Source organism: Pedobacter sp. KH_004, from assembly GCF_057840755.1.
Window position 1 is genome coordinate 3,344,252 of record NZ_CM174519.1, and the last position, 24,805, is coordinate 3,369,056.

General features: G+C 38.6%; 17 protein-coding genes. 3 read left to right on the forward strand and 14 right to left on the reverse strand.

Features of this window, described 5'->3' with window-relative positions; genetic code table 11:
* The first annotated feature begins 256 nt into the window (after positions 1–256).
* Complete coding sequence (locus AC3ITD_RS14305) at positions 257–1,561, forward strand: peptidoglycan DD-metalloendopeptidase family protein (RefSeq protein ID WP_489360723.1); 1,305 nt, start codon at positions 257–259, stop codon at positions 1,559–1,561.
* Between the two features lie 8 nt (positions 1,562–1,569).
* Positions 1,570–1,992, forward strand: a complete 423-nt coding sequence (locus AC3ITD_RS14310; RefSeq protein WP_265798928.1) for a secondary thiamine-phosphate synthase enzyme YjbQ — start codon at positions 1,570–1,572, stop codon at positions 1,990–1,992.
* Between the two features lie 104 nt (positions 1,993–2,096).
* Here AC3ITD_RS14310 and AC3ITD_RS14315 read toward each other — a convergent pair whose 3' ends face one another.
* The 3 genes from AC3ITD_RS14315 to AC3ITD_RS14325 all read right to left on the reverse strand — a co-directional run bounded on the left by AC3ITD_RS14315 (position 2,097) and on the right by AC3ITD_RS14325 (position 5,470).
* Complete coding sequence (locus AC3ITD_RS14315; protein WP_489360726.1) at positions 2,097–3,074, reverse strand: YihY/virulence factor BrkB family protein; 978 nt, start codon at positions 3,072–3,074, stop codon at positions 2,097–2,099.
* A 277-nt stretch (positions 3,075–3,351) separates the two neighbouring features.
* Positions 3,352–4,671 (reverse strand): alpha/beta hydrolase, encoded by a 1,320-nt coding sequence (locus AC3ITD_RS14320; protein WP_489360728.1) that lies wholly within the window; start codon positions 4,669–4,671, stop codon positions 3,352–3,354.
* A gap of 382 nt (positions 4,672–5,053) precedes the next feature.
* Positions 5,054–5,470, reverse strand: a complete 417-nt coding sequence (locus tag AC3ITD_RS14325) for a VOC family protein (RefSeq protein WP_265798931.1) — start codon at positions 5,468–5,470, stop codon at positions 5,054–5,056.
* Positions 5,471–5,705: 235 nt separating this feature from the next.
* Here AC3ITD_RS14325 and AC3ITD_RS14330 point away from each other — a divergent pair, with 235 nt between their 5' ends.
* Entirely contained in the window at positions 5,706–6,692 is a 987-nt protein-coding gene (locus AC3ITD_RS14330; RefSeq protein ID WP_265798932.1) for a GlxA family transcriptional regulator, read from the forward strand.
* A gap of 208 nt (positions 6,693–6,900) precedes the next feature.
* Here the strand turns inward: AC3ITD_RS14330 and AC3ITD_RS14335 are convergent, their stop codons facing one another.
* From AC3ITD_RS14335 to AC3ITD_RS14385, 11 genes are all read right to left on the reverse strand, one after another.
* The gene (locus AC3ITD_RS14335) at positions 6,901–7,290 is read right to left on the reverse strand and encodes a LiaF transmembrane domain-containing protein (protein WP_489360731.1); all 390 of its coding nucleotides are present in this window, start codon (positions 7,288–7,290) and stop codon (positions 6,901–6,903) included.
* A 150-nt stretch (positions 7,291–7,440) separates the two neighbouring features.
* A complete protein-coding gene (rpiA, locus tag AC3ITD_RS14340; protein ID WP_489360733.1) occupies positions 7,441–8,121 on the reverse strand; it encodes a ribose-5-phosphate isomerase RpiA in 681 nt (226 codons plus the stop codon).
* 307 nt (positions 8,122–8,428) lie between these two features.
* Entirely contained in the window at positions 8,429–10,717 is a 2,289-nt protein-coding gene (locus tag AC3ITD_RS14345) for a GH92 family glycosyl hydrolase (RefSeq protein WP_489360735.1), read from the reverse strand.
* A gap of 102 nt (positions 10,718–10,819) precedes the next feature.
* Positions 10,820–11,491: a basic secretory protein-like protein gene (locus AC3ITD_RS14350; protein ID WP_489360737.1), complete on the reverse strand. Its 672-nt coding sequence runs from the start codon at positions 11,489–11,491 to the stop codon at positions 10,820–10,822.
* A gap of 245 nt (positions 11,492–11,736) precedes the next feature.
* Positions 11,737–12,717 carry a basic secretory protein-like protein gene (locus tag AC3ITD_RS14355; protein ID WP_489360739.1) on the reverse strand — a complete coding sequence of 327 codons (981 nt, stop codon included), beginning with the start codon at positions 12,715–12,717 and terminating at the stop codon, positions 11,737–11,739.
* A 112-nt stretch (positions 12,718–12,829) separates the two neighbouring features.
* On the reverse strand, positions 12,830–13,759 hold the full coding sequence (locus tag AC3ITD_RS14360; protein WP_489360741.1) for an ROK family protein: 930 nt from the start codon (positions 13,757–13,759) through the stop codon (positions 12,830–12,832).
* 15 nt (positions 13,760–13,774) lie between these two features.
* Positions 13,775–16,042, reverse strand: a complete 2,268-nt coding sequence (locus AC3ITD_RS14365; RefSeq protein WP_489360743.1) for a GH92 family glycosyl hydrolase — start codon at positions 16,040–16,042, stop codon at positions 13,775–13,777.
* 208 nt (positions 16,043–16,250) lie between these two features.
* Entirely contained in the window at positions 16,251–18,428 is a 2,178-nt protein-coding gene (locus AC3ITD_RS14370; RefSeq protein WP_489360745.1) for a hypothetical protein, read from the reverse strand.
* Between the two features lie 8 nt (positions 18,429–18,436).
* Positions 18,437–19,603: a glycoside hydrolase family 76 protein gene (locus AC3ITD_RS14375; protein ID WP_489360747.1), complete on the reverse strand. Its 1,167-nt coding sequence runs from the start codon at positions 19,601–19,603 to the stop codon at positions 18,437–18,439.
* Positions 19,604–19,709: 106 nt separating this feature from the next.
* Complete coding sequence (locus AC3ITD_RS14380) at positions 19,710–21,530, reverse strand: RagB/SusD family nutrient uptake outer membrane protein (RefSeq protein WP_489360749.1); 1,821 nt, start codon at positions 21,528–21,530, stop codon at positions 19,710–19,712.
* Positions 21,531–21,542: 12 nt separating this feature from the next.
* On the reverse strand, positions 21,543–24,737 hold the full coding sequence (locus AC3ITD_RS14385) for a SusC/RagA family TonB-linked outer membrane protein (protein WP_489360751.1): 3,195 nt from the start codon (positions 24,735–24,737) through the stop codon (positions 21,543–21,545).
* Positions 24,738–24,805: the final 68 nt, after the last annotated feature.

A 24,805-nucleotide genomic window follows, 5' to 3' on the forward strand; every position in this document is an offset into this window, starting at 1 on the left:
TGAAGGGTTGTAAGCTTTAATTTACATAGGCTAATTATTTTGGCAAAAGCTATTCGGAGCGCCTTTTACGGATGCAAAACTAGGTGTGTACTTTTAACACTATGTATGGAACATGTTAACTCTACAATAACAACAGCCAGGTATTGTTAAGCCTGTGTTAAATAATTTTCAATCGATAAAATTAAGCTGCTGAACGGGAGTAAGATGATGAAAACTTGTAGTGCGAAATTTTGTTTCCTTAAGTAAATCATCCGGTATGCAGCTACGTTTTATATTTATTTTCTTCGTCTATATCTCGCTCGTCTCTTGTAAATCAGGCACTGTAAATTTATTTAAGGCGGCTAGTCCGCATGAACAATATAAACGCAAATTAGAAACCGCAGGACTGGATAAAACCGCCATGGGATCAGCTTGGATTAATGCCTCATCAGCCAGTATGCAGAAAGCACTGACCATCAAAATTCCTTACAAGGAAACGGGTTATTTTGATGCCGGAAAAATTCCAGCAGCTGCTTATCAGTTTTCAGCCACAAAAGGACAAAAACTCACCATCGGTTTGGAAAAAAAACCTTCAGCATCGGCGCTTTATGTGGATCTGTGGTACCTCGCCGATATCAACAACCCAAAAAGAATCGCTTCGGCTGACACCCTTAACAATCCCATTCAGCATGAAATCGAGGATACCGGAAATTATTTGATCAGATTGCAGCCTGAATTATTACAAAGTGTGGAATACACGATAACCATTACTGCTGGCCCATCGCTGGCTTTTCCGACCACATCAAAAAGCAAAAGTATTGGCAGTTTTTGGGGCGATGGAAGAGATAATAATGCCCGTAAACATGAAGGTGTTGATATTTTCGGGCCGGCGAGAAGTCCGGTTTTAGCGAGCGCTGATGGAACCGTCACCCGGGTAAATGAAAATAATTTAGGTGGAAGAGTGGTATGGTTGCGCCCAAAAGGAAAAGATTACACGCTCTATTATGCGCATTTGGACAAGCAAATTGCAGTGGAAGGTCAGGAAATAAAACTAGGAGATACCTTGGGTTTAATGGGGAATACGGGGAATGCAAAAACTACCGCTCCTCACCTTCATTTTGGCATTTACACCTTCGGTGGTGCAATAAATCCCTTACCGTTTATCGATCCGGTTACCAAAACCCCAGCTAACATTTCTGCCGCCATTTCGAACCTGAACAAAACTTTGAGAACATCATCAAAAAGTACCTTCTATAGCTCCATCCAAAAAAGTGGAACCATCGCAACGCTAAATTCGGGTACAATTATTAACGTCAACTCCGCAACAGAAAATTTGTATAAAGCGGAACTACCTGATGGAACTACTGGTTTTATCGACAGTAAATCGCTTGTTCAAACTACCAAACCATTAAAAAAGATAAGAATAAATATGAACCAGCAAAAAGTGTTCGATCAACCAGACAGCCTTGCAGCAGTGAAGCTGAATTTAAAGACTGGAGCCACGGTAAATGTTTTAGGTAATTTCAACAGCTATCAATTAATCAGCGATGAAAATTCGCAAATTGGCTGGATAGTTAAATAATTTTGAACATGAAAATATTTCAGCAAGCCTTTGCGCTTCGAGAGAGAAGACGTGGTTTCCATATCATTACCGACGAAATAGAGGATGCACTTCCAGAAATTTCAGCTATAAAGGTGGGCATTTGTCAAGTATTTATTCAGCATACTTCAGCTTCGCTAACGATAAATGAAAATGCAGATCCAACGGTTCGTATTGATTTTGAAATGTTTTTTAATAAAACAGTTAAAGAGAACGATACGGATTATGAGCATGATTACGAAGGATCGGACGATATGCCAGCGCATTTAAAATCGGCACTGTTGGGGAGTTCAGTTACTATTCCTATTCGTAACGGAAGATTGGCATTGGGTACCTGGCAAGGTGTTTATCTCTGCGAACACCGCAACAGAGGCGGCCAGAGAAGACTAGTGGTTACGGCCTGGGGCGAATAGAACAGGCTCATCAGTGGGAAGCCAATTTTTTATTGGCTGTGGCGGCAATCGCATTTACATCTTAAATCATATTACTCGATCGTGAAATAAGGAATTGATCAAATCTAGTTGTCTTTTTCTTTCTTTACCTGTTCTACTATTTCGGGATGATTATCCTGGATCGATTTTCTGGTTGACTCCACCTCCACCTCTTTTGTGGTAACGGCATAGTGTGCCGGGTAAATTTCCGATCCGTAGGCAATGGCATAAGCTTTAGTAAATTCTGCTCCAAAATATAAAATGATAGAGGAATAATAAGTCCATAATAATACAATAATTAATGAGCCTGCTGCACCATATGTACCTCCAACATCGCTTTGACCAATATAAACGGATATGGCAAACTTACCAATCATAAAAAGCACAGCCGTTACAACAGCTCCAGCCAAAACATCTTTCCATTTGATGATGGCATCTGGCAAAACTTTAAAGATAACTGCAAAAATTAAAGTAATTACGCTCAAGGTAACCACCAGGTTAATCACATAAAATACGTAAAAAGAAACATCGGCAAAACGAGCTTGAAGCCGGTCGCTAAATGCATCTAAAACTGAAGTTACCGCCAATGAAACCAATAACACGAAGCCTAAACTGATTATAACTGAAAATGATAGAAACCTATTTTGAAGCATTTTCACCCAACCGTGTTTTGGTTTGGGTTTTAAACCCCAAATGGTATTAATTGAATCCTGTATATCGCCGAAAATAGTGGTAGAACCGATAAGCAAGGTCACGATACCAATTATTAAAGCAATAGTACCTTTATCATCCAAATATGCATTTTTGATTAACTCTTGTAGTGAGGTAGCTGATTCGCGACCGAGAAAACCAACCAATTGTTCGTACACCTTACCTTCTGCAATTTCTCTTCCTAAAAAGATGCCGCATAGCGAAATGATCACAACCAATAGCGGAGCCATAGAGAATACGGTATAATAAGCTAGAGAGCCACTTAGTTTGGTTACTTTATGATCGCCAAAGCCAGTAAATGATGCTTTTAATACGCCCCAAATTCCTTTTAATGTTACCTTTTGCTTTGCCATAAATACGTAGAGTAAGATGAATGATCTAAACTTTAAACCGCATACATTTTGAATTGTTTGTATTTTATCGATTTATCAAAAGAGGAATAAGATATCCGGCCACTTATTTTTCTGCCTTGGAGATGCTCCAACTAATATTCAAAACATTCTTTCGAACCGATTTATAGATGATGATGATTCAAGCGGTCTGAATATACCTTGATATAATTTGTGCTGAAATTCGGGGAATAAAAAAAGCCCTGGTTTTTTGCCAGGGCTCGATAACGAGTGTTTGTATTTATTTTGCCTTTATCCAAACGGCCAGGTCATTTACCAAACCTTCAGATACATTTACCGGTGTTTGATATTGGCCCATACTTCCTTTTTCTGTTTGCGGACTTAACAAGTGATTCAAATCCGGATAATATTTTAGCGTGACATTCTTTTTCTTCGATAATGCCGAATTCCATAAATCGAAATCAGTTTTGCTTACCTGGAAATCATTTCCACCTTGCAATACGTAAATCTTTTTAGTTAAACCTTTAGCGGTATTCACCTGATTGTAAGTATTTAAATCGACCCAATATTTAGCAGGCAAACCCAATATAGATGAATCTGGTTTAATGGTTGTACCCAATTGTGTGATTCTGCTTTTATTGATTTGTACTATGGCATCATCAAGATATTTTTTGTTTTCTGTAGTCGTATCCTTCGACAAATCGAACATGTATTTGTTTTGTTCTGCAATAATATCACTCAGCTTTCTGGCAGGGGCAGCGGCCAATATAATTCCAGCCACATCTGGCGAGGTTGCTGCAAGTTTTGGTGCCAACATGCCACCTAAACTGTGGCCAAAAACATAAATGCTTTTAGGGTTTGCACCCACAACGGCTTTAGCTGCTGCAATTGCTGCTGCTGCATCATCCAAAACCTCTTCTTTTACAGTATAAGGTTTTGAAAATTCATTAGGATATACTAAGGTTCTTTTTACATAACGAACAGAACCAATACCTTTGGAGGCCAAACCGCCTGCCAAATCTTTAAAAGGCTTATTGGCACCTATAGTTTCGTCCATATCGCTGGGGCCCGAACCATGCACAAAAACCACCATCGGAAAGTTTTTTACATTTTTAGGCGTGGTTACTATTGCAGCTAGCTGCCTTCCGCCAACACCTACATACACCTGTTTCTCGCTATATAAGTTGGTATCGGCATAAACTGGCTTAGCATAAGCCACATTACTTTTAGCTGGCGCAAGGAAAATACCAACAATTTTTTGTGCTTTATTAAACCCAAGAATAAAATTTTGTGCTCCGTTTGCGAATTTTCCTTCAACTGTTACTGCAAAAAACTGACCTTGTGCTTTACTTTGAATGGCATCGAAACTTTCTGCCTTACCATATTTGGTACCTATATCAAACCAAAGTTTCTTTAAATTCTCTTCACTGAGTTTTGTTTTTAAGGTATCATCAAAAAATGCATGTGCATCATTAAATTTCTCTTCCTGCAGCACCTTAAAAAAATCGTTTGCGCTGTTAAACAATTGTATCACATTCTGAGAAAATGCTGTAGTGGTAAACAGTAGTGCAATAACAAATAAAATACTTCTCTTCATCATAAATCTTGTGTCGGTTTGGAATTCACAAGTATCAAAGTTAAGAATATTTGCCTTTTAAAAAGGGATTAATGAAGGGAGAATAGGTTTTAACGTTTTTTAACATTTCACCTCTCTACTATAAAGTTAGCGGTCAAATACAATCACAAGACACGCTTTGTTTTTTTCGAAATTTATAGGTTACTCATTTATAAAAAATAGAGTCTGTAGGATTTATGTAACGCCAAATGCACTTCGTTTGAGTATTGCCGTTTAACGCCCCCCACGTTAAAAACCAGTACAATTTTGGCTACTTATCCATGGGCGAAGCGTACAAGCGAAGCACAGGAACAAAGAAAATGGCGAGAACAAGCTTTGCGCTTCACAAAATGGGAATCAAACGGTTTTAAATATACTTTTTATCGAAATTAATTAACCAGGTATTGCCAAATCGGTCTATCAAATCGCCAAATAATGCGCCCCAAAAGGTTTTCTGTAGTGGATTTACTGGCGTCCCTCCTTTTGAAAGTTTTTCATAACACGCTATTGTTTCCTCTTCCGAATCGCAATTTAGCATTAGTGAAACCGCATTGCCCTTGACCAAACCAGCATCAACCACCAAATCGGTTCCCATAATTACTATCTCGTTGGAGGTAAGCACCGCATGCAAAATTTTATCTGCCATAATTTGAGGCATATTGCCTGCCATTGGCGATTCGCCGATGCTTTGGAGTGTTAATTCGCCACCAAGGCAATCGTGGTAAAAGCGCATGGCCTCTCTACAATTTCCGTTAAAAGATAAATATGAGTTGATGTGAGCCAATTTAATTCCTCCTTTTAATCTCCAACGATCCGGCGCAAATCGCGACTTTGTTGATATTGTTCGATTCCATACTCAACCACCATATTGTTAGCTTGAACAAAAATAGCTGCTTGGTGTAAGATCAGAAGAAGAAGAAACGACAATTATTGGGGTTGTTTACGACAAAGACCGTTGTTATATTTGTTTAGTCGAAACCGATGAAAACCAAGTAGATAACCAAATACAAAAAAATTACATGAAACATGTATCGATTTTAGTTCCGGAAACTGCTGTAATTGAAGCGATCGCGGATCCTAGATATTTATTTACCGCAGTGAATGAATTTTTACAGGCATCTGGAAAACAACCGCTTTTTAAAGTGGAGCTTGTCGCCGCATCAAAAGAAGTAAGATTAAATAATAATCTGTTCTCGGTCCACCCAGATAAGCTTTTAGGAGATGTAGATCAAACTGACTTGATTTTTATACCTGCCATAAGCGGAAACGTGAATAATGCAATTGAATCAAATGAAATCCTTCTTCCATGGATTGTAAAACACCACGCCCGGGGTTCGGAGGTGGCATCGCTTTGCATGGGAGCATTTTTATTGGCATCTACAGGTTTATTAGACGGTAAAAAATGTTCTACTCATTGGTTATTTTCCAGCCAGTTTAGAGCCATGTTTCCGAACGTAGATTTGGTTGATGGAAGTATTATTACCGAATCGCATGGAATCTACTCCAGCGGAGGCGCCAATTCGTATTGGAATTTACTTTTGTACCTTGTAGAGAAATATACAGACAGGGATACCGCGATTTTAGCAGCTAAATATTTTGCGATAGATATTGATCGAGAAAGCCAGTTGGCATTTATGATGTTTCAGGGCCAAAAAGGCCATGAAGATGAAAAGATAAAAAAGGCTCAGGAGTTTATTGATGGTAATTACCAGGAAAAAATTACGGTAGACCAATTGGCCGATCTCCTGGCTTTGGGAAGAAGAAGTTTTGAGCGCCGTTTTAAAAGTGCTACGAAAAATACGGTAATCGAATATATTCAACGGGTTAAAATAGAAGCCGCCAAACGGAGCTTTGAATCGAGCCGAAAAAACATCACCGAGGTGATGTTTGATGTGGGCTATACCGATAATAAATCTTTCAGAGATGTTTTCAAGAAAATTACGGGTTTAACCCCGATTGAGTATAGGAATAAGTATCATAAAGAAGTTCCGGTATTGCAAGCTTAACTTTTTTTAAAAAAAAAGATACCACCATACAATAATTTTAATTCTCAGCGTTTATGTATGTGAGAGCGTTAATTTAGATGACGGGGATACTGCCTTAATGGTGGGATCCCCGTTTCTTTTTGCAGAGGTTTTTTCGAAATTATATGGCATGAAAAAAGGGACAATTTTGTAAAATGTCCCTTTTTGATATATGATGGAGGTACGAATTTTAATTGTTCACATCCGAAAAATCAGCTGTTTTCTTTTGAGTATAATCATTAACACTTTTCAATCTTTTTGGTTTTAATATCAAGTATAAACCTACTCCTATAAAGGCTAAAGCCGCTGTAATTCTGGAGATTTCAAAATCGAAAACAACAATATGCTTTAAAGTAAATATTGCGCCGATAACGGTTAATGCCAACCAGCTACTGCCTTGATAATTTTTGCGGTAACCGAGCCATAAACCAGCCCCAAGCATAATGGTATGCCAACTTAAAATCCAATGAGGAATATCTAATCCTGAATTTCTTAATAAGAATACTGATCCGATAGCGACAATTAAAATGCCCAACCCTAATTGTTTATCTGCTTGATTTTTTTTGAAGAAAGTTTCCATAACCGTTTTGTTTTATGATTCAAATGTATCACAGAAACAGGAGTTGGGAAATGGCTTTCCTTTGAATAAGTTTAAAACGTCGGTAAGTGAAATAAAACCGTCGGTTAAAATATTTTTATTTTTTGGGGGGATGTTATTTTCTCGGTAAAATTATTCGAAAATGATGATTTCATCGCCTTTACTCATGATCACCGTAGAAGTAAGGTCAATGAACAACCCTTGAGCAAGTAAACCATCAATTTGGTTAAGTTCATGGCTTAATTGAGCAGGATTGTTGATGAGTCCGAAATCTGCGTCAATAATAAAATTACCATTATCGGTGATGAACGCTTGATCATTTTTTATTCTTTTATTTCCTTTACCGCCGAGTTCTTTTATTTGATTAAAAACATATTGGTAGGCCAGCGGGATCACCTCAATTGGAACGGTAAAAGCGCCTAGTAGAGTAACTTTTTTTGAAGCATCGGTAACAATAATTGATTTCTTGCTTAAGGATGCCATAATTTTTTCGCGGAACAATGCTCCTCCTCCACCTTTAATCAAAGCGAGCGATTCGGTAAATTCATCAGCACCGTCGATACTAATATCGATAGATGATAAATCGCCAAGTGGGAGAATTTCGATACCAAAAGACTTAGCCAATTCTTCGGTATGAACAGAACTTGCAGCAGCTTGAATTTTAAAGCCATTTTGTACCATTTTACCGAGTTCTTTTGTAGCAAATGTTGCCGTAGAGCCCGTACCTAAACCAACTAAATCTCCTTCTTTTACAAATTTTATTGCGGCTTTAGCTGCCGCTAATTTTTCAGCATCTTGTTGAGTGGTTTCCATAGCAGTAAAAATAGAGAATTATGCGTTTTAGTAGCCACAGATTCGCAGATAATTTTGTGCTTACGCTTGTTTCTGATGGAAGCGATTAAATCGCTTTGTTATCGATGCACTAGTTAGAAACGAGCGCAGGTAAAACAAAAAAAATTATTGCCGTTAAGCAATAATTCCTTTTTCTAACGTTTATATAACTGAGAGCGTTAATTTAGATGATGGGGATTCTGCGATAATGTGGAATCCCCATTTCTTTTAGATCTTATTTTTGGGTAAAAAATCGGACTGTAGGTAGCAAGCTTCAGTCCGATTTTTTTTATTTCTCCGTGGACATAGAGTAAGGGAAATCTACTGGTTTTGAACCTCTAACTTTATTTGGCGTTGCTCCCATGCTAAAATTTAATACTGCTCCCTTTTGCAATCCACTGTGGCTGATCCAATTTTTAGAATATGGCTTACCATTCATTTGCAGCGACTGCACATAACGGTTGCTATCGCTATTTGCCGCAGCATTTATAACCACTTGTTTGCCGTTCTCTAATGTTAGCGTTACCTTTTTAAATAATGGCGCACCCAATACATATTGATCAACCGCTGGCGTTACCGGATAAAATCCCATAGCTGAGAAAACATACCAGGCAGATGTTTGTCCATTATCTTCATCTCCGCAATAACCATCTGGCGTAGCTTTGTACATTCTATTCATCGTTTCGCGAACCCAATATTGTGTTTTATAAGGTGCACCACCATAGTTGTACAAATAAATCATGTGTTGAATCGGTTGGTTTCCATGTGCATACTGACCCATGTTTGCAATCTGCATTTCACGAATTTCGTGAATCACACCACCATAAGCACTTTCGTCAAACACTGGAGGCATAGAGAAAACGGAATCCAGTTTGGTTACAAATTTATCGTGACCACCCATCAGCTTCGCTAAGCCATCAACATCCTGGAAAACTGACCAGGTGTAATGCCAGCTGTTGCCTTCTGTAAATGCTCCACCCCATTTAAAAGGGCTGAACGGACTTTGGAAAGTACCATCCTGATTTTTGCCTCTCATCAATCCCGAAGCCGGATCAAAAAGATTTTTGTAGTTCATTGCTCTTTTTTTGTAGATATCAATCTCTGAAGCTGGTTTACCTAAAGCTCTACCCAACTGATAAATTGTAAAATCATCATAAGCATACTCTAAAGTTTTAGCAGCATTTTCGTTTTTCTTTACATCAAATGGCACGTAACCTAATTCGTTGTAGTACTTCACGCCATCACGACCAACAGCCTCCACCGGACCTTCATTATTGGCTCCATGTTTTAATGCATCCCACAAGGTTTGGATATCGTAACCACGTAAGCCTTTAATGTAAGCATCAGAAACTACTGAAGCCGAGTTGTTACCTACCATAATGTTAGCATAACCTGGACTACTCCATTCTGGCAACCAACCACCTTCTTTATAATCGTTGATTAATCCTTCCTGCATCTCTTTGTTAATGGATGGATAAACCAAGTTTAAGAAAGGATATAATGCTCTGAATGTATCCCAGAAGCCAGTTCCTGCGAACATATAACCAGGAAGTGTTTTGCCATTATAAGGGCTCCAGTGTACAACTTTGTTACTTGCATCTACCTCATATAATTTATTAGGGAAAAATAATGTACGGTATAAGCAAGAATAAAAAGTGCGCATCTGATCAATTGAACCACCTTCAACCGCAATTTTGTTTAACGTTTTGTTCCAGATTGCTCTTCCTTTTGCTTTTGTAGCATCGAAACCATCGTTCGCCAATTCTCTTTTTAGATTCAAATCAGCTTGCTCAAAACTGATAAATGATGAAGCCACTTTAGCAGTAACCTGCTCGCCCTTTTTAGTACTGAAACCAATAATGGCACCGCTATGGTCGCTTTCCAGTTCCAGCTCATTATCTTTAAGATTCTTGCCGCTCCAGGTTTTAGCCAATTTGAAATCTTTGTTAAAATAAACTACAAAGTAATTTTTAAAGTTTTTTGGTAGCGGACCACGGGCATATTTAGTAGTGTAGCCAATAATCTTGCGTTCAGCAGGAATAATTTTAATGTACGATCCTTTGTTTAAGGCATCTACAACTACATAAGAACTATCCGTTTTAGGAAATGTAAATCTGAATTGAGCAGCTCTTTCCGTAGGAGTAATTTCGGTCGTTACATCTGCATCAGCCAGATAAACACTATAATAATACGGCTTGGAAACTTCTGCTTTATGGCTAAACCAGCTCGCACGGTCATCTTCATTGAACCTTAATTTACCTGTAACAGGCATAATGGTGAAAGCTGCATAGTCGTTCATCCATGGCGAAGGCTGGTGCGTTTGTTTAAATCCACGGATTTTGTCAGCATCATAAGTATAAGCCCAGCCATCGCCCATCTTGCCGGTTTGTGGCGTCCACATATTCATTCCCCACGGCAAACCGATGGCAGGATAAGTGTTTCCGTTTGATAAACTAGGTTTAGATTGTGTTCCCATTAAAGGATTGATCCAATCTACCGGATCGGTAATTTTGCCAACTGTTTGTGCAAAACCAGCAGTAGCTGCAAAGCTTAACAGAGCGATAAATAACTTTTTCATTTATTTGGTGTGTTTGAGATAATATTGAGATTATTGTTAACAGTCGCTGACCGTACATTTGCTGATGCAATAATCATCATTGATTTGTATGTTGATATGAGTCTAAATTTCTGGATTTTTGATGTAATTTGACCAAAGCGTATCTAAATCTTTACCTGTTAATTTAATCCAAATTTCAGCTTTATAGCTATGATCTCTTAATGATGCATCGACAGCCTTGATGGTTCCTGCCTTTACATTTTTTTCTATCCAGGCAAAAAAACGAGCAGTAATTCTATAGCTGTTTTTGTAAGTGTGCTCTGGCTTTAAAGCAGGTAGAGTCCATTTGGCACCAACATTGTCTACACCGAATTTATATCGGGCATAATCTGCAATGCCTTCGGTTAACCAGCCTGGCCCTACACTTCTGCCATAATCCTGAACGATATGCATCACTTCGTGAGTAACTACATCAATATCTTCCGGGTGTTTTACCATCCAAATAGAACTGTAAGTTACCACGCCATTAGCCGTTGCGGCAACACCTTTGTATGCAGTATCAACGAAGAACTTAACACTTTTCAACGTTTTAGGATTATATTCCTTTGCTAATTTAGGATAGACCTCAAAAAAAGTCTCGACCATTCGTTTCTTTAGTTGTGGATCGAGTGCTGCAAAGTTGCTTTCGAACGTTAAAGTATAGCCTTTACGCTTAATCATTTCCTGTGCTTGTAAATGAAATAATGAGGCGCTTATTATTGTAAATAATAATATCAGGACTGATGTTCTTTTCATTGGATATCTAAGTTTTTGTTATAGTTAGCATTATTATCCTGCAAAATAAAAATAATATGTAAAACGTTTTAGTAAACTTCTATTTATTTTTTATAACATTTTTGATTGAGAGAATTTTTAACTAATCTCTACCTTTCTTTTACAAACCAAGGTACATCCAACACCGCAATTAAATTACTGCATTCTGTCTGAATTTTGGACTTAATAAGCCCTGATAATGGAGAGCAATAATCAAGATTCTTATATTATTTTGATTTTTTGTCGCTGTATTTCAATTCCACCTGATTCGGGTTTCGACTGTAATCTTCCCAAAGTTGATCAATAGTTTTACCCGTTAAGCTAGTCCATGATTCTCCTGAATATTGGTGGGTTCTTAACTGTTGATCCAATGCCGCAATTAAACCCGGTGTTACATTTTGTTCCAACCAGGCGAAGAATCTGGCTGTAATCCTGTAGCTATTGGTATAGCTTTGTTTATCATTAAATGCGGGCAAACTCCATTTTGAACCCACATTATCAACGCCATATTTATAACGAACATAATCGGCAATGCCCTCTGTTAACCATACCGGACCAGCAGAATAGCCGTAACCCTGAACAATATGCATCGTTTCATGTGTAACCACATCAATATCAGTTGGATGTGCCTTCAAATACCCTGCGCTAAACAAAATTCTATTACCGCTGGCTTCTGCAACCGCTTTATAAGCCGTATCAACCACAAAAAGTACATCTTTGGTCGATTTATTATTGAAAGTTTTAACCAATGTCGGATAAATTTCAAAATAAGTATCGATTAAATTTTGTCTTACAGTTGGATCCAGATTTGGATCTTTGCTAATGAACGTAAGCCTATAACCTTTCTTCTTCTTGGTACTGTAGAAAGACCAGTTTCTGGTTAGAGCGACCTGCAACTCCTTATTAATCTTTTTTAAAGATTTTCCCTTAACCCAATCGCTGTTTACTTTAATCTCTCCCGCTTTTGCTTTAATCGTCTCTGTTTCGCCATTGGCGATTTCGAGCACTACATCACGCTTTGTTCGGTAACTATCGGCTGATGCAAAATAAGGATATTGCATATTGAAAGCTAATGTTAAATGGCTTTTCGTTTCAACACTTATTAAATTTGAAGGATCGGTGATCGTAATGGCAAATTCTCGTTTTTTCTGAGCAAATGCGCCTAATGAGTACGAAATCAGAACGAAAAGCAATATTCTTTTTATCATGGATGGAAATGTTTTAATGCTATGATGGTTTCACTTATCTTTTATAAGTCTGAATGCGAAGCAAACGGCCGTTTTCCATTCATCGAAAATGTGCCGTTTTTTTGATTTTTTTTTAAGAACTAATAGAGTTAAACTTTTCATCGCAACAGCTTGCTGCACCAATTAATGCTGCATGCTCTTTCAATTCTGAAATTTTGATAGGCGCATGAATACCATTCCCTTTTAAAGTTGCAATAAGTTCGGGCGAAAATTCATTAAATGCCTGAGCAATGTTTCCTCCAACGATTACCGTATCAATTTTATTTTTATTGATAATTGGAATTAAGAATTGTGCAAGATTATAACCAAACTCCATAAAAACCTGTGTAGCCAGATGATCACTCTTCACTGCTTCTACCAGTTCCTTTACGCCATCTAGATTAGTTCCACTTAAATGTTTGTACCTTTTCACAAACCAACGTGTTGCCAGATAATCTTCTGCAATACCATCTAAAAATGATGAATTCCATAAATCAGCGTCGGTTGCTTTCTGGTTGATACAAATGGATGAACCTAAGCCAGTACCTAATGTCAATCCTAAAACATTCGCGTTACCTTTTGCTGCTCCCGCAAATACCTCGCCCTGCAAAAAGCCGGCAGCATCATTGATAAAATGAATATGATCAGCAGGAATATCAAGACGGCCAGCTAATTCATCTTTCACATTTATTTGATACAGCGACTTAAATTTATCCTGATCTTTTATAAGTGAAATGCCATTTTCATAATCAAAAGGCCCCGGCATAGCAATTCCAACAAACCTTGAATCTTTTGCGACACCATCAAAAGCATCATCAATAATTTCTACCCAGGCGTTTAAAATAACTTCTTTACCCTCTTGTGAGTTGACAGCACTACGTTTGATTGAATTCGTAATTAAGCTTCTCGTTTCTAAATCTATCAATGCGGCCGTAATATGCGAACCGCCAATATCGACACCTAATGCCACAGGCTTTTCCATTCTTTTCTCTATATTTCTGTAAAAATAATCATTTCCAGCCATTACTAAAACGTTAAACTAATTAGTTAACGAAAATGGCTTATCAGCCTTCAATAAACCTCTATTTAAATCAGGCTTGTTACTCATTTTGAGTTTTAATGTACCACCATTAATTAAAACTTGGTGTGTTATAAAATTTCGGGTGTATGTTTTACCATTTAACGTTGCCGATTTGATATACACATTTGTTGCACTGTTCTCTGGCGCTTCAATAATAAATTGTTTGCCATTCTCCAGGTTAATAGTTGTCTTCTTAAACATCGGACTGCCAAAAACATATTCGCCTGTTCCGGGTGTAACGCTGTAAAAACCCAATGCGCTTAATACATACCAAGATGAGGTTTGTCCCTGATCTTCGTCGCCCGGATAACCATTTTCAGTTGCATTGTAGAGCTTGCTCATCACCTCACGGGCATAAAATTGTGCTTTCCAAGGCTGGTTGGCATAATTATAAAGATACACCATGTGCTGAATGGGCTGGTTTCCATGTGCATATTGGCCCATGTTTGCCATTACCATCTCTGTCATTTCGTGAATCATACCGCCGTACGTACCCACTTTTACATCATTAGGCTGCGAAAATACGGAATCTAACTTAGCAACAAAATTTTCATTTCCGCCCATCATGTTGATCAGGCCTTTTGTATCCTGAAAAACCGACCATTGCCAGTGCCAGGCATTACCTTCGGTAAAAGGCCCACCCCATTCAATAGGATCAAAATTTGGTGCCCAGTTTCCATTTGAATCTTTGCCTCTCATAAACCGGGTGGCAGGATCGTAAACGTTTTTATAATTATACATCTGACGCTCAAAAATATTCATGTAAAACTTATTTCCCGTCATTTTTGCCAATTCATATCCACAATAATCATCATACGCATACTCTAATGTTTTAGCAGTTGCTTCGCGATATTTTGGATAGGGCACATAACCCAATTGATAATAGTCTCGCCAACCATCACGGCCATTTGCTGGCCCCCAGGGCCCCTTATTGGTAGCTTCGTGTAGGTAGGCTTCCAATGCTTTTTTTGGATCGAAAGTGCGTAAACCTTTGGCCCATGCATCCGCAAATAAAGAAATGGCATGGTTCCCGATCATACTTCCAGCCTCACTTGGAAAAGACCAGGAGGGCAACCAATCACATTGTTCGTAAGCTTCAATCATCGCCTGGATGTATCGGCCATGCATTTCAGGATGAAGTAAAGTATTTAGCGGGAACTGCGCCCTAAAAGTATCCCAAAAACCCGTGTCGGTGTACATATAACCTGCATGCACCGTCCCATCGTAAGGACTAAAATAATGCGGTTTGCCACTTGCATCTATCTCGTAAAATTTTCGTGAGAAAAGGCTGGCACGGAAAAAACACGAATAAAACGTTTCCATATCGGCTTGCGTTCCACCTTCTACAACGATTTTCCCTAGCGATTTATTCCACACGGCAGCACCTTTTGCCTTTGTTTGCTCCAAAGTTTTGTCGACACCTAATTCGGTTTTAAGGTTCAATTCTGCTTGAGCTAAGCTGATATAAGAGGAAGCCGTTTTAACCTGCACCTTTGCGCCTGCTTTAAATTCTATATAGGCGCCTTTCCCCAATCCATCAGCAAAGGTCGAATCTGCTTTAACCGTATTCCCTTTATTTTCCCAGGTGCCATACGCTTTTATCGGCTGATCAAATTTTAATACGAAATAACTTTTCCAGCCTTTTTTAAAGCCTTCGCCATTGTTTACATAACCCGTTATTTTGTTTTCCTTCGGATAAATCTGAACCGCGCTTAACCTGGTGTAGCCATCAAGAATTAAAAAACTTTTTTTGCCTTTGGGATAAGTGAAACGTAAATGTGCCCCACGTTCTGACGGAGAAATTTCGGTTGTGATTTTGTTCTCAAATGTAACTTTGTAATAATTAGGCTTTGCAATTTCATCCGCATGAGCAAACCTTGCTTCCCTTTTGTTTTCATCAACTACTAACTCATCTATCATCGGCATTAGAGAAAAAACCGCATAATCTCTGCTCCATGAACTACATTGGTGCGCTTGCTGAAACCCCCTAATTCTATCCTTAAAATATTGATATTTCCATCCATCGCCATTTCTACCGGTTTGAGGTGTCCACGTATGCATGCCGAAAGGCAAAGCCGTGGTTGGATAAGTATTGCCCCTTGTTAATTCGTGCTTGGAATTGGTTCCTTGCAGGGTGTTTACATAATTAACCAAATCTTTTTGCTGTGCCAATAACCCTTTGGCTGCAACGCAAATTAAAATGGTGGTTAGAAATTTAAGTTTCATTTGTGTATGTATGTTTTTATTAATTATCTCGAACGAAAGCAATATTTAATCATATATCGTCATCTCGAACGAAAGCAACTTGCACTCTTTTTTGTCATCTCTCCTCAATCAATTTTTCATTGATTGAGGAGAGATCTCAATTCAAAAAATCAATCCTTCTAATGAGATTTCTCAATCGAGAAAGGCTCATTTAAAACGTTTATTCCGCTTACCAGCTGATGTTAACCTGTACACCTTCGCTGAAATTCTCAAAGCCCAACAACAGTGTTTTTGATTTTTCATCCCACTCATTTTTGGTAAGAGATAATTCTTTTAAGCTTGAGCTTGCCGTAACTTTTGTTGGTTTATTCGCTAACAGAACTCGCATGATATTATTGGTTTTCGAAGGGCTTTTTGCTAAAAATTGATAAGATTTTTTTGTCGAAACCTCATCCGTTACCCTTGCCGCCGCAGCCAAAACCTGAGGTTTGCTTTTATTCTCTGCTTTATTTACATCAAATAAATAAGCCTGTGAATTGGGCTTAATGGTTTTTGTATTCAACACAGGAAGTGCAGGATCGAAAAGATCAATAAAAGTTCCCGTTAAGGTTACTGGCGATTTGCTTTGACTCTCATCTAATACCGCGGCAATGACAAATGGTCCACGTTCTAAAACAAAGTTGTTTTTTAAAACCAAATTTCCTGCTTTCGCATCATCTTCATAAGCTCTTTTAACTGTCGAGGTAAAATCTTCGTCTCCATTTTTTAGCATAATAAGCTCCTTTGGGTCTTTGCGTACCAGGTAAACTTTGCCTTTACCCACTTCATAGATCCCGCCGCTTTCGCTTAAAGGCACACCTAATAAGCCAAATAAATGCTCTGATGGGGCTTTGAAGGTGTTTCCATTGCTATTCCACCATTCTTTCACATTCTGGAATGGATCGTTATCTCTACCGTAATAAAGCAAAACGCCTCCCGCTTTTACCCATTTGCTTAACTCCTGGTGGAAATTAGCCGAAAGCGGTTTCATGTTGGCATAACTCATGATCAAGACTTTAATATCTTTTAAAGTATTTTTATTGGCGAGGTTTTCAATATGAACAGTTTCCACCGGAATGCCTTGTTTAACTAACGGAATGGCCATTCCATAAAAGTTAGACAACTGAGGATCATCGTAGCCCTGATGAGTTGGAAAACGTTGAAACATCATCGAGTTGGAAAGTAAAACCCCAATACCATGGCTCCCATTCAATGTGTTTTTTGAAAGCGGCATTTGGTTTAAGGAGTTTACCATAATTTGCATTTGAGTGGCATACGCCGGAGAAATCGGCTGACGCTCTTTCATTCCTTCCACCGGAAACTTACCTCTATAAATGCGGTTTGGCCAAGGCATCACTTCGTAATTATCGACCATTGGATATAGTAATTCAGCAGTGAATGTAGCCTCATAATTCACTTTGTAATCATCCCACGATCTTGCTCTATCTTCAATCGGATCTGTCAAAAAATAAATTTTCCTACCTGTTGGTACCGTCATAGAAACCATAGAACCATACTCCAAAAATGCATTTTCAAATACTCGCTCTTTCATCAAACCGTCGTAATAAATCGGCTCCCGAGAGGTACCTGTCCACACCTGAGCAATGTAACCGTCCATTCCTTCTAAATTGGCCAAACTCGCCTCCGGACTTACAATTTGCCAGGAGGAATAATTAATGAGCGAGTGCGTTGGCACGAAACATTTTACCCTTTTTCCTTTGCTTTCGCTATAGGCTTTTACATAGGTAAACACTTCTTTTAGTGCATTGAAATAAAGTTGATATTTCAGTTTGGAAGATAAATAAGTTGCCTCAGGCGATTCGTGTTGAGCCACCCAGGGAAAACCATAGTATTTTTGCCATTCATTTTTGAAGGTTTGGCTATAACCTGCACGCGCCCAAAACTCGGGTTCTTCTAAATAGATTGCAGTGACACCAGCATCAATGGCCCGCTTTACGTGGCTCTTCATATAGGTAAGAAAACTCGCTGTAGGAACGATATAGGGTACATCTTTTCCATGCCAAATGGTTTCGTCATTATGCATCATCTGGCCTTCATCCAAATGGTTTTTTTCATCCCATTCGCCTAAGAAATAATCTTTGTACTGGCCCCAGGCAATACCTGTCATAAATTGTACTTCATAACCTTTATCGAGATAGCCTTTAACACGTTCTTCAAATTTCCCACCATCATCATTAATGCCGTAAACCATTGCAATGTCCGATCGTACATCGTAATACGGGCTCCATGGTGCAGAAACTTGAAACGACGTTTTTTGCTTCGATTTAATCTGGGCAAATACATCGCTATCCGGAGTTAAACCGATTGCCAATGCCGAAAGAGCCACATAAAACTTGAGGTTTTTCATATCGATTTTTAGTTAGCAGGAGCGAATAATTGCATAAAAGTCACAGCACTACTCGATTCGTAAGATTGAACAATGCCTGTTGGGCAGGGTGCTTTGTAATTGCGGTGCATAATCCCCCGACCAAAATCGCGGTTTCCCCAGGCAGTGTTGGCATTAAAAATTGCCCATTTAGCGTAATCACCTGCCGGATAAGCTTTGGCCAGATCGGATAAATATTGGGCAAAAATTGCTTTTAGTACGCCTTGCTCATTCCAGTCGCCTTCGGCAGGCAAAATACCACTCGCATCGCTCATGGTATTTTTGGTATAACTGGCGGCGATTTTTGCATCGTCTAAATAACTTTGCGTATTGGTATTTTTATACAATAAAACCGCAGCACCAATGAGTGTTCCCTGGTTGTAAGTATAATCTTCGAAACCAGGATTGTTATCGCCAACCTTATGATCGGCTACCCTGCCTTTGGCTATATCAAACAGATTTATTCGAGACCATGCGTAAATTTCTTTCGCTTTGGTTAAATAAGCTTCTTCCTTGGTGATATTGTACAAACGCATTGCGGCAATTACGGTAGGGAAATTTATGCATGCATTTTTTCCGCTGTGCTTAAAATCCCAAAACATACCACCTTTAACCGGATCATAAGAACCGCTCCACACTTTAGCAAAGCCAGATTTAGCCTTGTCAAGGTAGGCTTGATTTTTGGTGATTTCGTAAGCACGGGTAAGCGACATAATCCACCACATCATATCATCGTAAATAAACCACTCAACAGAGTTATCCCAATTGTAATTATCGTAACGTTTGGCGCCTCCATCGTACATATCAGTAATTAATTTGTAGTAAGCGGGGTCTTTGGTACGCTCATAAATATTCATTACGTTGTCCCAATAAATAGCTTGGGTCCAGATAGCGGCTAGGCCTTTTTTTTCGGTAGTACTGTAATAAAGTTTATCTGCAGGGCTATAGTAAATGGTATTGAAAGAATTGAAGGCGATAGTGGCTTCGGCAGCAGTAAAACTTGTTGGGGTGGCTGGTGGTAAGGTTGGTGGTTTTGTTGTAGGCTCTTCAGTGCCTTTTTTGCTACAAGAGCTGATTGAAATTGCGATAGTTAAACTTAAAAACGCAACCAATATTTTAATTTTACGAAGATTTTTAGGTAAAGATCTATTTTCCATAATATGTGGTTCTTATGGCATGAAAAGAATATCAGGGCGGCACTTACATAGGTAAATCATGTAAGCGCCACCTGATTTTAGTTATATTGATGTTTCATTTCTGAAACTACCAACCTGGATTCTGCACCATTAAATCATCAGAGTTAACGTCTTTTGAAGGGATTGGAAAAAAGTAATGTCTTTTACTAAATGTTCTGGTTTCGAAAGCAACTTTGTTAAAGAAATTTGGTGCATTCTGAGTAATATTTAAACCATAGATCGGACCATTATCAGTTGTTTCTGCAATTTTCCATCTTCTGGTATCGAAATATCTAACGTTTTCGAAAGCCAATTCTGATCTACGTTCATTTCTGATGGCCTGTCTCATTGCCGCCTGATCTGCTGGAGCAGTAATCTGGCCAGTACCTGAACCATATTGAGGAATGCCGGCTCTTTGTCTGATTTGGTTTAGATAATTTAAAATATCAGGATCCCCTGGAGTAGATTCATTTAAAGCTTCTACATAATCTAAAAACAAATTGCCCACACGGTACAGGATACATGCCCGGTTGCTTTCTCTCCAGTTACCCAAGCCCATTGCTTTTCTAACGGCATAGCCAGTAACCGTGTAATCGTTACCGCCAGTTGCTTTACCTGAATTACCATTGTTAGTAAACTCTGTAATCACATTACCAAAAGCCGTGTTTAACCAAACACTGTTATGGTAAGTAATATTTACATAAAAACGCGGCTCACGGTTAACCCATTGATTAAAAGTATTGGTTGCAATTGGGCTTCCTGGTGCTTTATAATCTGTAAAACCAGTATTTACATAGCCTGAAGCCGGGTCATCAATTGCACGGCCGTTTGCTGTAAAGAAAGCATCAACTTGATTTTGTGTTGCACCTAAACCAGCTGAACCTCTAACCTCAGATGCTTTACCGCTGTGATAAGGCGTCATTTCATATTGTCTTCCTTCAATATCAGCATCTAATCTCGACATGATGATTTCACTATTGAATTTATCTAGGAAAATATCGCGACAAGATAAATATCCATTTATAGATCCATCAGCATTGGTTTTTCTTAATAAGCTGTAAGTACCTGGTACAAATTGAGTAATATAGGCCTTGTAAGCATCAGAAGCTCTTTTCCATTTAGAAGCATCATAAGTTTGGCTAATCAATTGTTTACCGTCCTTGTTTTTGAGGTTGGCCAAATCGGTATTACCATTATAAAGTGGGCTTGCTGCTAAAAGGTAAGCTTGTAAACGATATGCCAAAGCCTGACCTTTTGTAATCCGGGCATAGTTTCTATCATTAAGTGGGGTAACAGGCAAATTATCTGCAGCACTTTGCAATTCAGCAGTAATGTAATTAATACATTCATCGAAACTGTTTCTTGGTAAACGAATACTTTCGGTTGGTGCATCTGGCTCGATTACATTTTCGCCTAAAAGAATTACCGGACCATAAGTACGAACCAGATAGAAATAATATATCGCTCTTAAAGCTTTTGCCTCATTTTTATACTGGGTAATTAATTGTGGTGTGATATCCTGACTAACTTTATCAATGTTGGCCATAAAGAAACTTGCTGAACGAATACCTCTGTAAAAGTTGTTCCAATAATCATTTACGAAACCAGAATTCGCATCCCAGCTTCCAATATTTACGTTATTCGCCTGGTTGAAACCCCAAACAAATTCAGCTTCGTCTGAGGCGCCAGTCCATACGCCAGCACTTCTACCCGTATTTGGGTTACGCTGACCAAACTCATCAGGAATTAAACTATAAACATTTGCTAGAAATTTCTCAGCCGTAGCACGGTTAGTAAAGGTTTCTTCGAGGGTTAGCCTATCATTAGGTACCTGATCTAGAAAACCTTTTTTACAAGATGTAGCCAAGGTTAAGCAGGCTACAAATGCAATTAATATGTATTTTTTCATGATTTCTGATTCTTAAAATTTAACATTAACACCTAACGACAATGTTCTGGTGATTGGATATTTTGAACCATTTGCTCTACCACCACTATTCGTATTGAGTTCTGGATCCCAAAGTTTCCAATCACTAAAAGTTAGTAAGTTGTTTCCGATTAAATAAATGGCTGCATTTTTAAGATATATTTTCTCCGCAAATTTGGCAGGAAGATTATAGCTTAATTGAGCAGATTTCAAGCGTAAGAAATCAACATCCTTAACCCACCATGAACTTTCTAATGTGTTGTTTGTATTATCGGCTTCGCCATAGGCTAAACGAGGATAAAATGCATTTTGATTAGGGTTTGAAGGTGTCCATCTATCAGTTGCGATTTCGTAAGCATTACTTAAACCGCCACCACCATTGAATGGGAAGATACCAGAACCACCAAGCATAATATCTGCTCCGTTTGCCCCTTGAAAGAAAGTGCTTAAAGCAAAACCTTTGTAAGATACGTTTAAGCCAAAGCCATAAATTTTGTTCGGAACATCACCTCTACCAATTTGAGTTTTGTCGTAATCGTTGATTAAACCATCGCCATTCAGATCTTTGTATTTGATATCACCAGGTCTTAAACTACTTTTTGCTCCAGGAGCAGCGCTCGCATCAATCTCTGCCTGACTGTCATATAGTTTTTCAGCTATGTAACCAAATCTAGACAATACATTTGTACCAATTCGACTCATCCAGGGATAAGGTTGAACGGGACGATCATCCTTTAAAATTTTATCTTTATTGTAGGTAAATGTTCCTCTTAAACCAAAATCGACCTGTCCAACTTTAAAATTATATTCCAAGGTTGCATCAATACCACGATTATCAACCTCTCCTAAGTTACCGTAAGGCTGGTTAGTTAATCCTACATAACCTGGGATAGACTGCCGTTGGAAAAAGATCCCAGTACGTTGTTCTTTAAATAAATCGACAATTAAGTATAGGTTATCTTTCAATGTCTTGATCTCAAAACCTAAATCTTGTTTACGAGATTCGGCCCAAACTACATCTACACCATAGTCAGTAACATTAATTCCACTGATTCCATTATCATAACCTCTACCAAATTGATAACCAGCAGCACCATCAGAAACCAAGGTTAAATAAGCAAATCTTCTACCTACCAGGTTACCATCAGAGATTTTTCCGATACCTGTAATACCATCAGAATATCTAAATTTCAAGAAAGAAATTGTACTTTTCATGCCTTCCCAGAATTTTTCGTTTGAAGGAATCCATCCCACACCGAATGCGGGAAAGGTTCCAAATCGCTTATTTGGAGAAAACAATTCTGATCCATTATAACCAAAGTTGACTTCAGCAAAATAACGATCATCATAAGAATAGGTTGCACGAGCTGCTACACCAATAAATCTTTCCGGAATAGATGAGGTGAAGTCGCCGGCGAAAGGATTCGTATAATCTTGTGTATAAGCTAAAACTAATCCGCCTATGCGGTGCTTTCCAAATGCTCTATCATAGTTAACAGCACCTTCTGTATACAGCTTTCTATTCCCATAACGAGATGGTTCATAACTTAAATAATTACCCCCACTGGTAAATGATTGAAATAGATCTAAAGTTCCATCTGCTTTGTAAGGATTGTTAATGTCTCTAATGAAATATGTACTTTCCCTTTTTGATCTTTTGGTGAAGTTTTCATTATATGAATCAAACGCTACCATTGCAGTTGCTGTTAAACCTTCAGTTACCATCTTCAAATCCTGAGTTAGTCTTAAGTTGGTATACAATTGGTTTTTAAACTCAGTACGGTAACCTCTTCTTGTTAAATCGGCATATGGATTACGGAAACCACCATTTGATGAACGGCCTGGAACTAATCCACCTGGATACATGACAGGATATTCTACAGGTGATACATCGAGTGCTGAACGGAAAATATCGTCCGTATTCTCCCCTGGATAATTACCATTGGATGCATAACCTTGAATACCCAAATCTAATTTAGTCGTATTGGTGATTTTTAAATTCAAATTACTGGTAAAGTTGTACCTAGTGTAATTTAGCGCAGAGTTATACTGTGCTAAATCATCCGTTTTTAAAAAACCACCTTCATTGTAATAAGCCAAAGAAACATAGTATTGGGCATTTTCAACTCCACCACTTGCATTTAAATTAGCTCTTCTTGTACTATTGTATTTATCAAACAATTCATCCATCCAGTTAACATTTGGATAGACTAGAGGATCTGCACCAGAAGCTGTTCGGTTAATATAATCCTGTGAATATTTGGCAGCCTGACCGCGTCCAGTTAGCGCCTCATTCGCAAGGTTCATATAATTGACTCCATCCAATGATTCCGGATGTCTAACGAACGTACTGATGCCTTCGTTATAATCGAAGAAGATAGATGGCTTACCCACTTTACCAGTCTTCGTCTTTACAATAATTACGCCGTTAGCACCTCTAACACCATAAACAGCTGTGCCTGATGCATCTTTTAATACGGTGAAAGATTCGATATCTTCAGGATCTATAGCAGAAATTGAGCGCTCCACTCCGTCTACCAATACTAAGGGAGCACTACTACCGCCGCCAAAGGTGGCAATACCCCGTATCCAAATATCAGCAGAACTTCTACCCGGCTCACCACTTCTTTGCACACCCACTACCCCTGCAATTCTACCCGCTAAAGATTGGGTTACGCTGGCTACGGGTTGCTTTAATTCTTTTGAATTGATGGTAGATTGAGCACCAATCAAGGAAACTTTACGTTGGGTACCGAAACCTACAACTGCAACTTCTTCTAATGCATTTGAACTAGGAACCAGTTGAATCGCAAGATTTTTCTGACTTCCTACAGTTACTTCTTTTGGTTCATAACCAACATAAGAAATGATCAATACAGAAGATTCTGAAGGCACACTGATGCTGAATGCACCGTTAACATCAGTAGCTGCAACTGCTAAGGATCCTTTGACCTTCACACTCGCACCCGGAATCGGCGTTCCGGTTTCATCTTTAATAATACCTCTGATTACAATGTCGGCAAAAGGTGTTCTTAGTTCCTTTGTAGCCTTTGGCGATGTATTAATATTTATTGCATTTGCCGATGCATTAAATGTTAATCCAATTGCCAGGGATAGTGCACCTAACTTGCAGCCGCTCTCCTTCGTCATAAGCGTGAGCTTAATGAGCCTAGTAAATTTTTTGTTCATATTGGTTGGTTTTGTACTTGGTTAGTTATCTTTTCAGATGGATTTGTTAGTTTTTTTTTGTTCGTTTA

Coding starts and splice junctions, on each gene's coding strand:
- AC3ITD_RS14305 (WP_489360723.1), top strand. CDS start 257: ATGCAGCTACGTTTTATATTTATTTTCTTCGTCTATATCTCGCTCGTC.
- AC3ITD_RS14310 (WP_265798928.1), top strand. CDS start 1,570: ATGAAAATATTTCAGCAAGCCTTTGCGCTTCGAGAGAGAAGACGTGGT.
- AC3ITD_RS14315 (WP_489360726.1), bottom strand. CDS start 3,074: ATGGCAAAGCAAAAGGTAACATTAAAAGGAATTTGGGGCGTATTAAAA.
- AC3ITD_RS14320 (WP_489360728.1), bottom strand. CDS start 4,671: ATGATGAAGAGAAGTATTTTATTTGTTATTGCACTACTGTTTACCACT.
- AC3ITD_RS14330 (WP_265798932.1), top strand. CDS start 5,706: ATGAAACATGTATCGATTTTAGTTCCGGAAACTGCTGTAATTGAAGCG.
- AC3ITD_RS14335 (WP_489360731.1), bottom strand. CDS start 7,290: ATGGAAACTTTCTTCAAAAAAAATCAAGCAGATAAACAATTAGGGTTG.
- rpiA (WP_489360733.1), bottom strand. CDS start 8,121: ATGGAAACCACTCAACAAGATGCTGAAAAATTAGCGGCAGCTAAAGCC.
- AC3ITD_RS14345 (WP_489360735.1), bottom strand. CDS start 10,717: ATGAAAAAGTTATTTATCGCTCTGTTAAGCTTTGCAGCTACTGCTGGT.
- AC3ITD_RS14350 (WP_489360737.1), bottom strand. CDS start 11,491: ATGAAAAGAACATCAGTCCTGATATTATTATTTACAATAATAAGCGCC.
- AC3ITD_RS14355 (WP_489360739.1), bottom strand. CDS start 12,717: ATGATAAAAAGAATATTGCTTTTCGTTCTGATTTCGTACTCATTAGGC.
- AC3ITD_RS14360 (WP_489360741.1), bottom strand. CDS start 13,759: ATGGCTGGAAATGATTATTTTTACAGAAATATAGAGAAAAGAATGGAA.
- AC3ITD_RS14365 (WP_489360743.1), bottom strand. CDS start 16,042: ATGAAACTTAAATTTCTAACCACCATTTTAATTTGCGTTGCAGCCAAA.
- AC3ITD_RS14370 (WP_489360745.1), bottom strand. CDS start 18,428: ATGAAAAACCTCAAGTTTTATGTGGCTCTTTCGGCATTGGCAATCGGT.
- AC3ITD_RS14375 (WP_489360747.1), bottom strand. CDS start 19,603: ATGGAAAATAGATCTTTACCTAAAAATCTTCGTAAAATTAAAATATTG.
- AC3ITD_RS14380 (WP_489360749.1), bottom strand. CDS start 21,530: ATGAAAAAATACATATTAATTGCATTTGTAGCCTGCTTAACCTTGGCT.
- AC3ITD_RS14385 (WP_489360751.1), bottom strand. CDS start 24,737: ATGAACAAAAAATTTACTAGGCTCATTAAGCTCACGCTTATGACGAAG.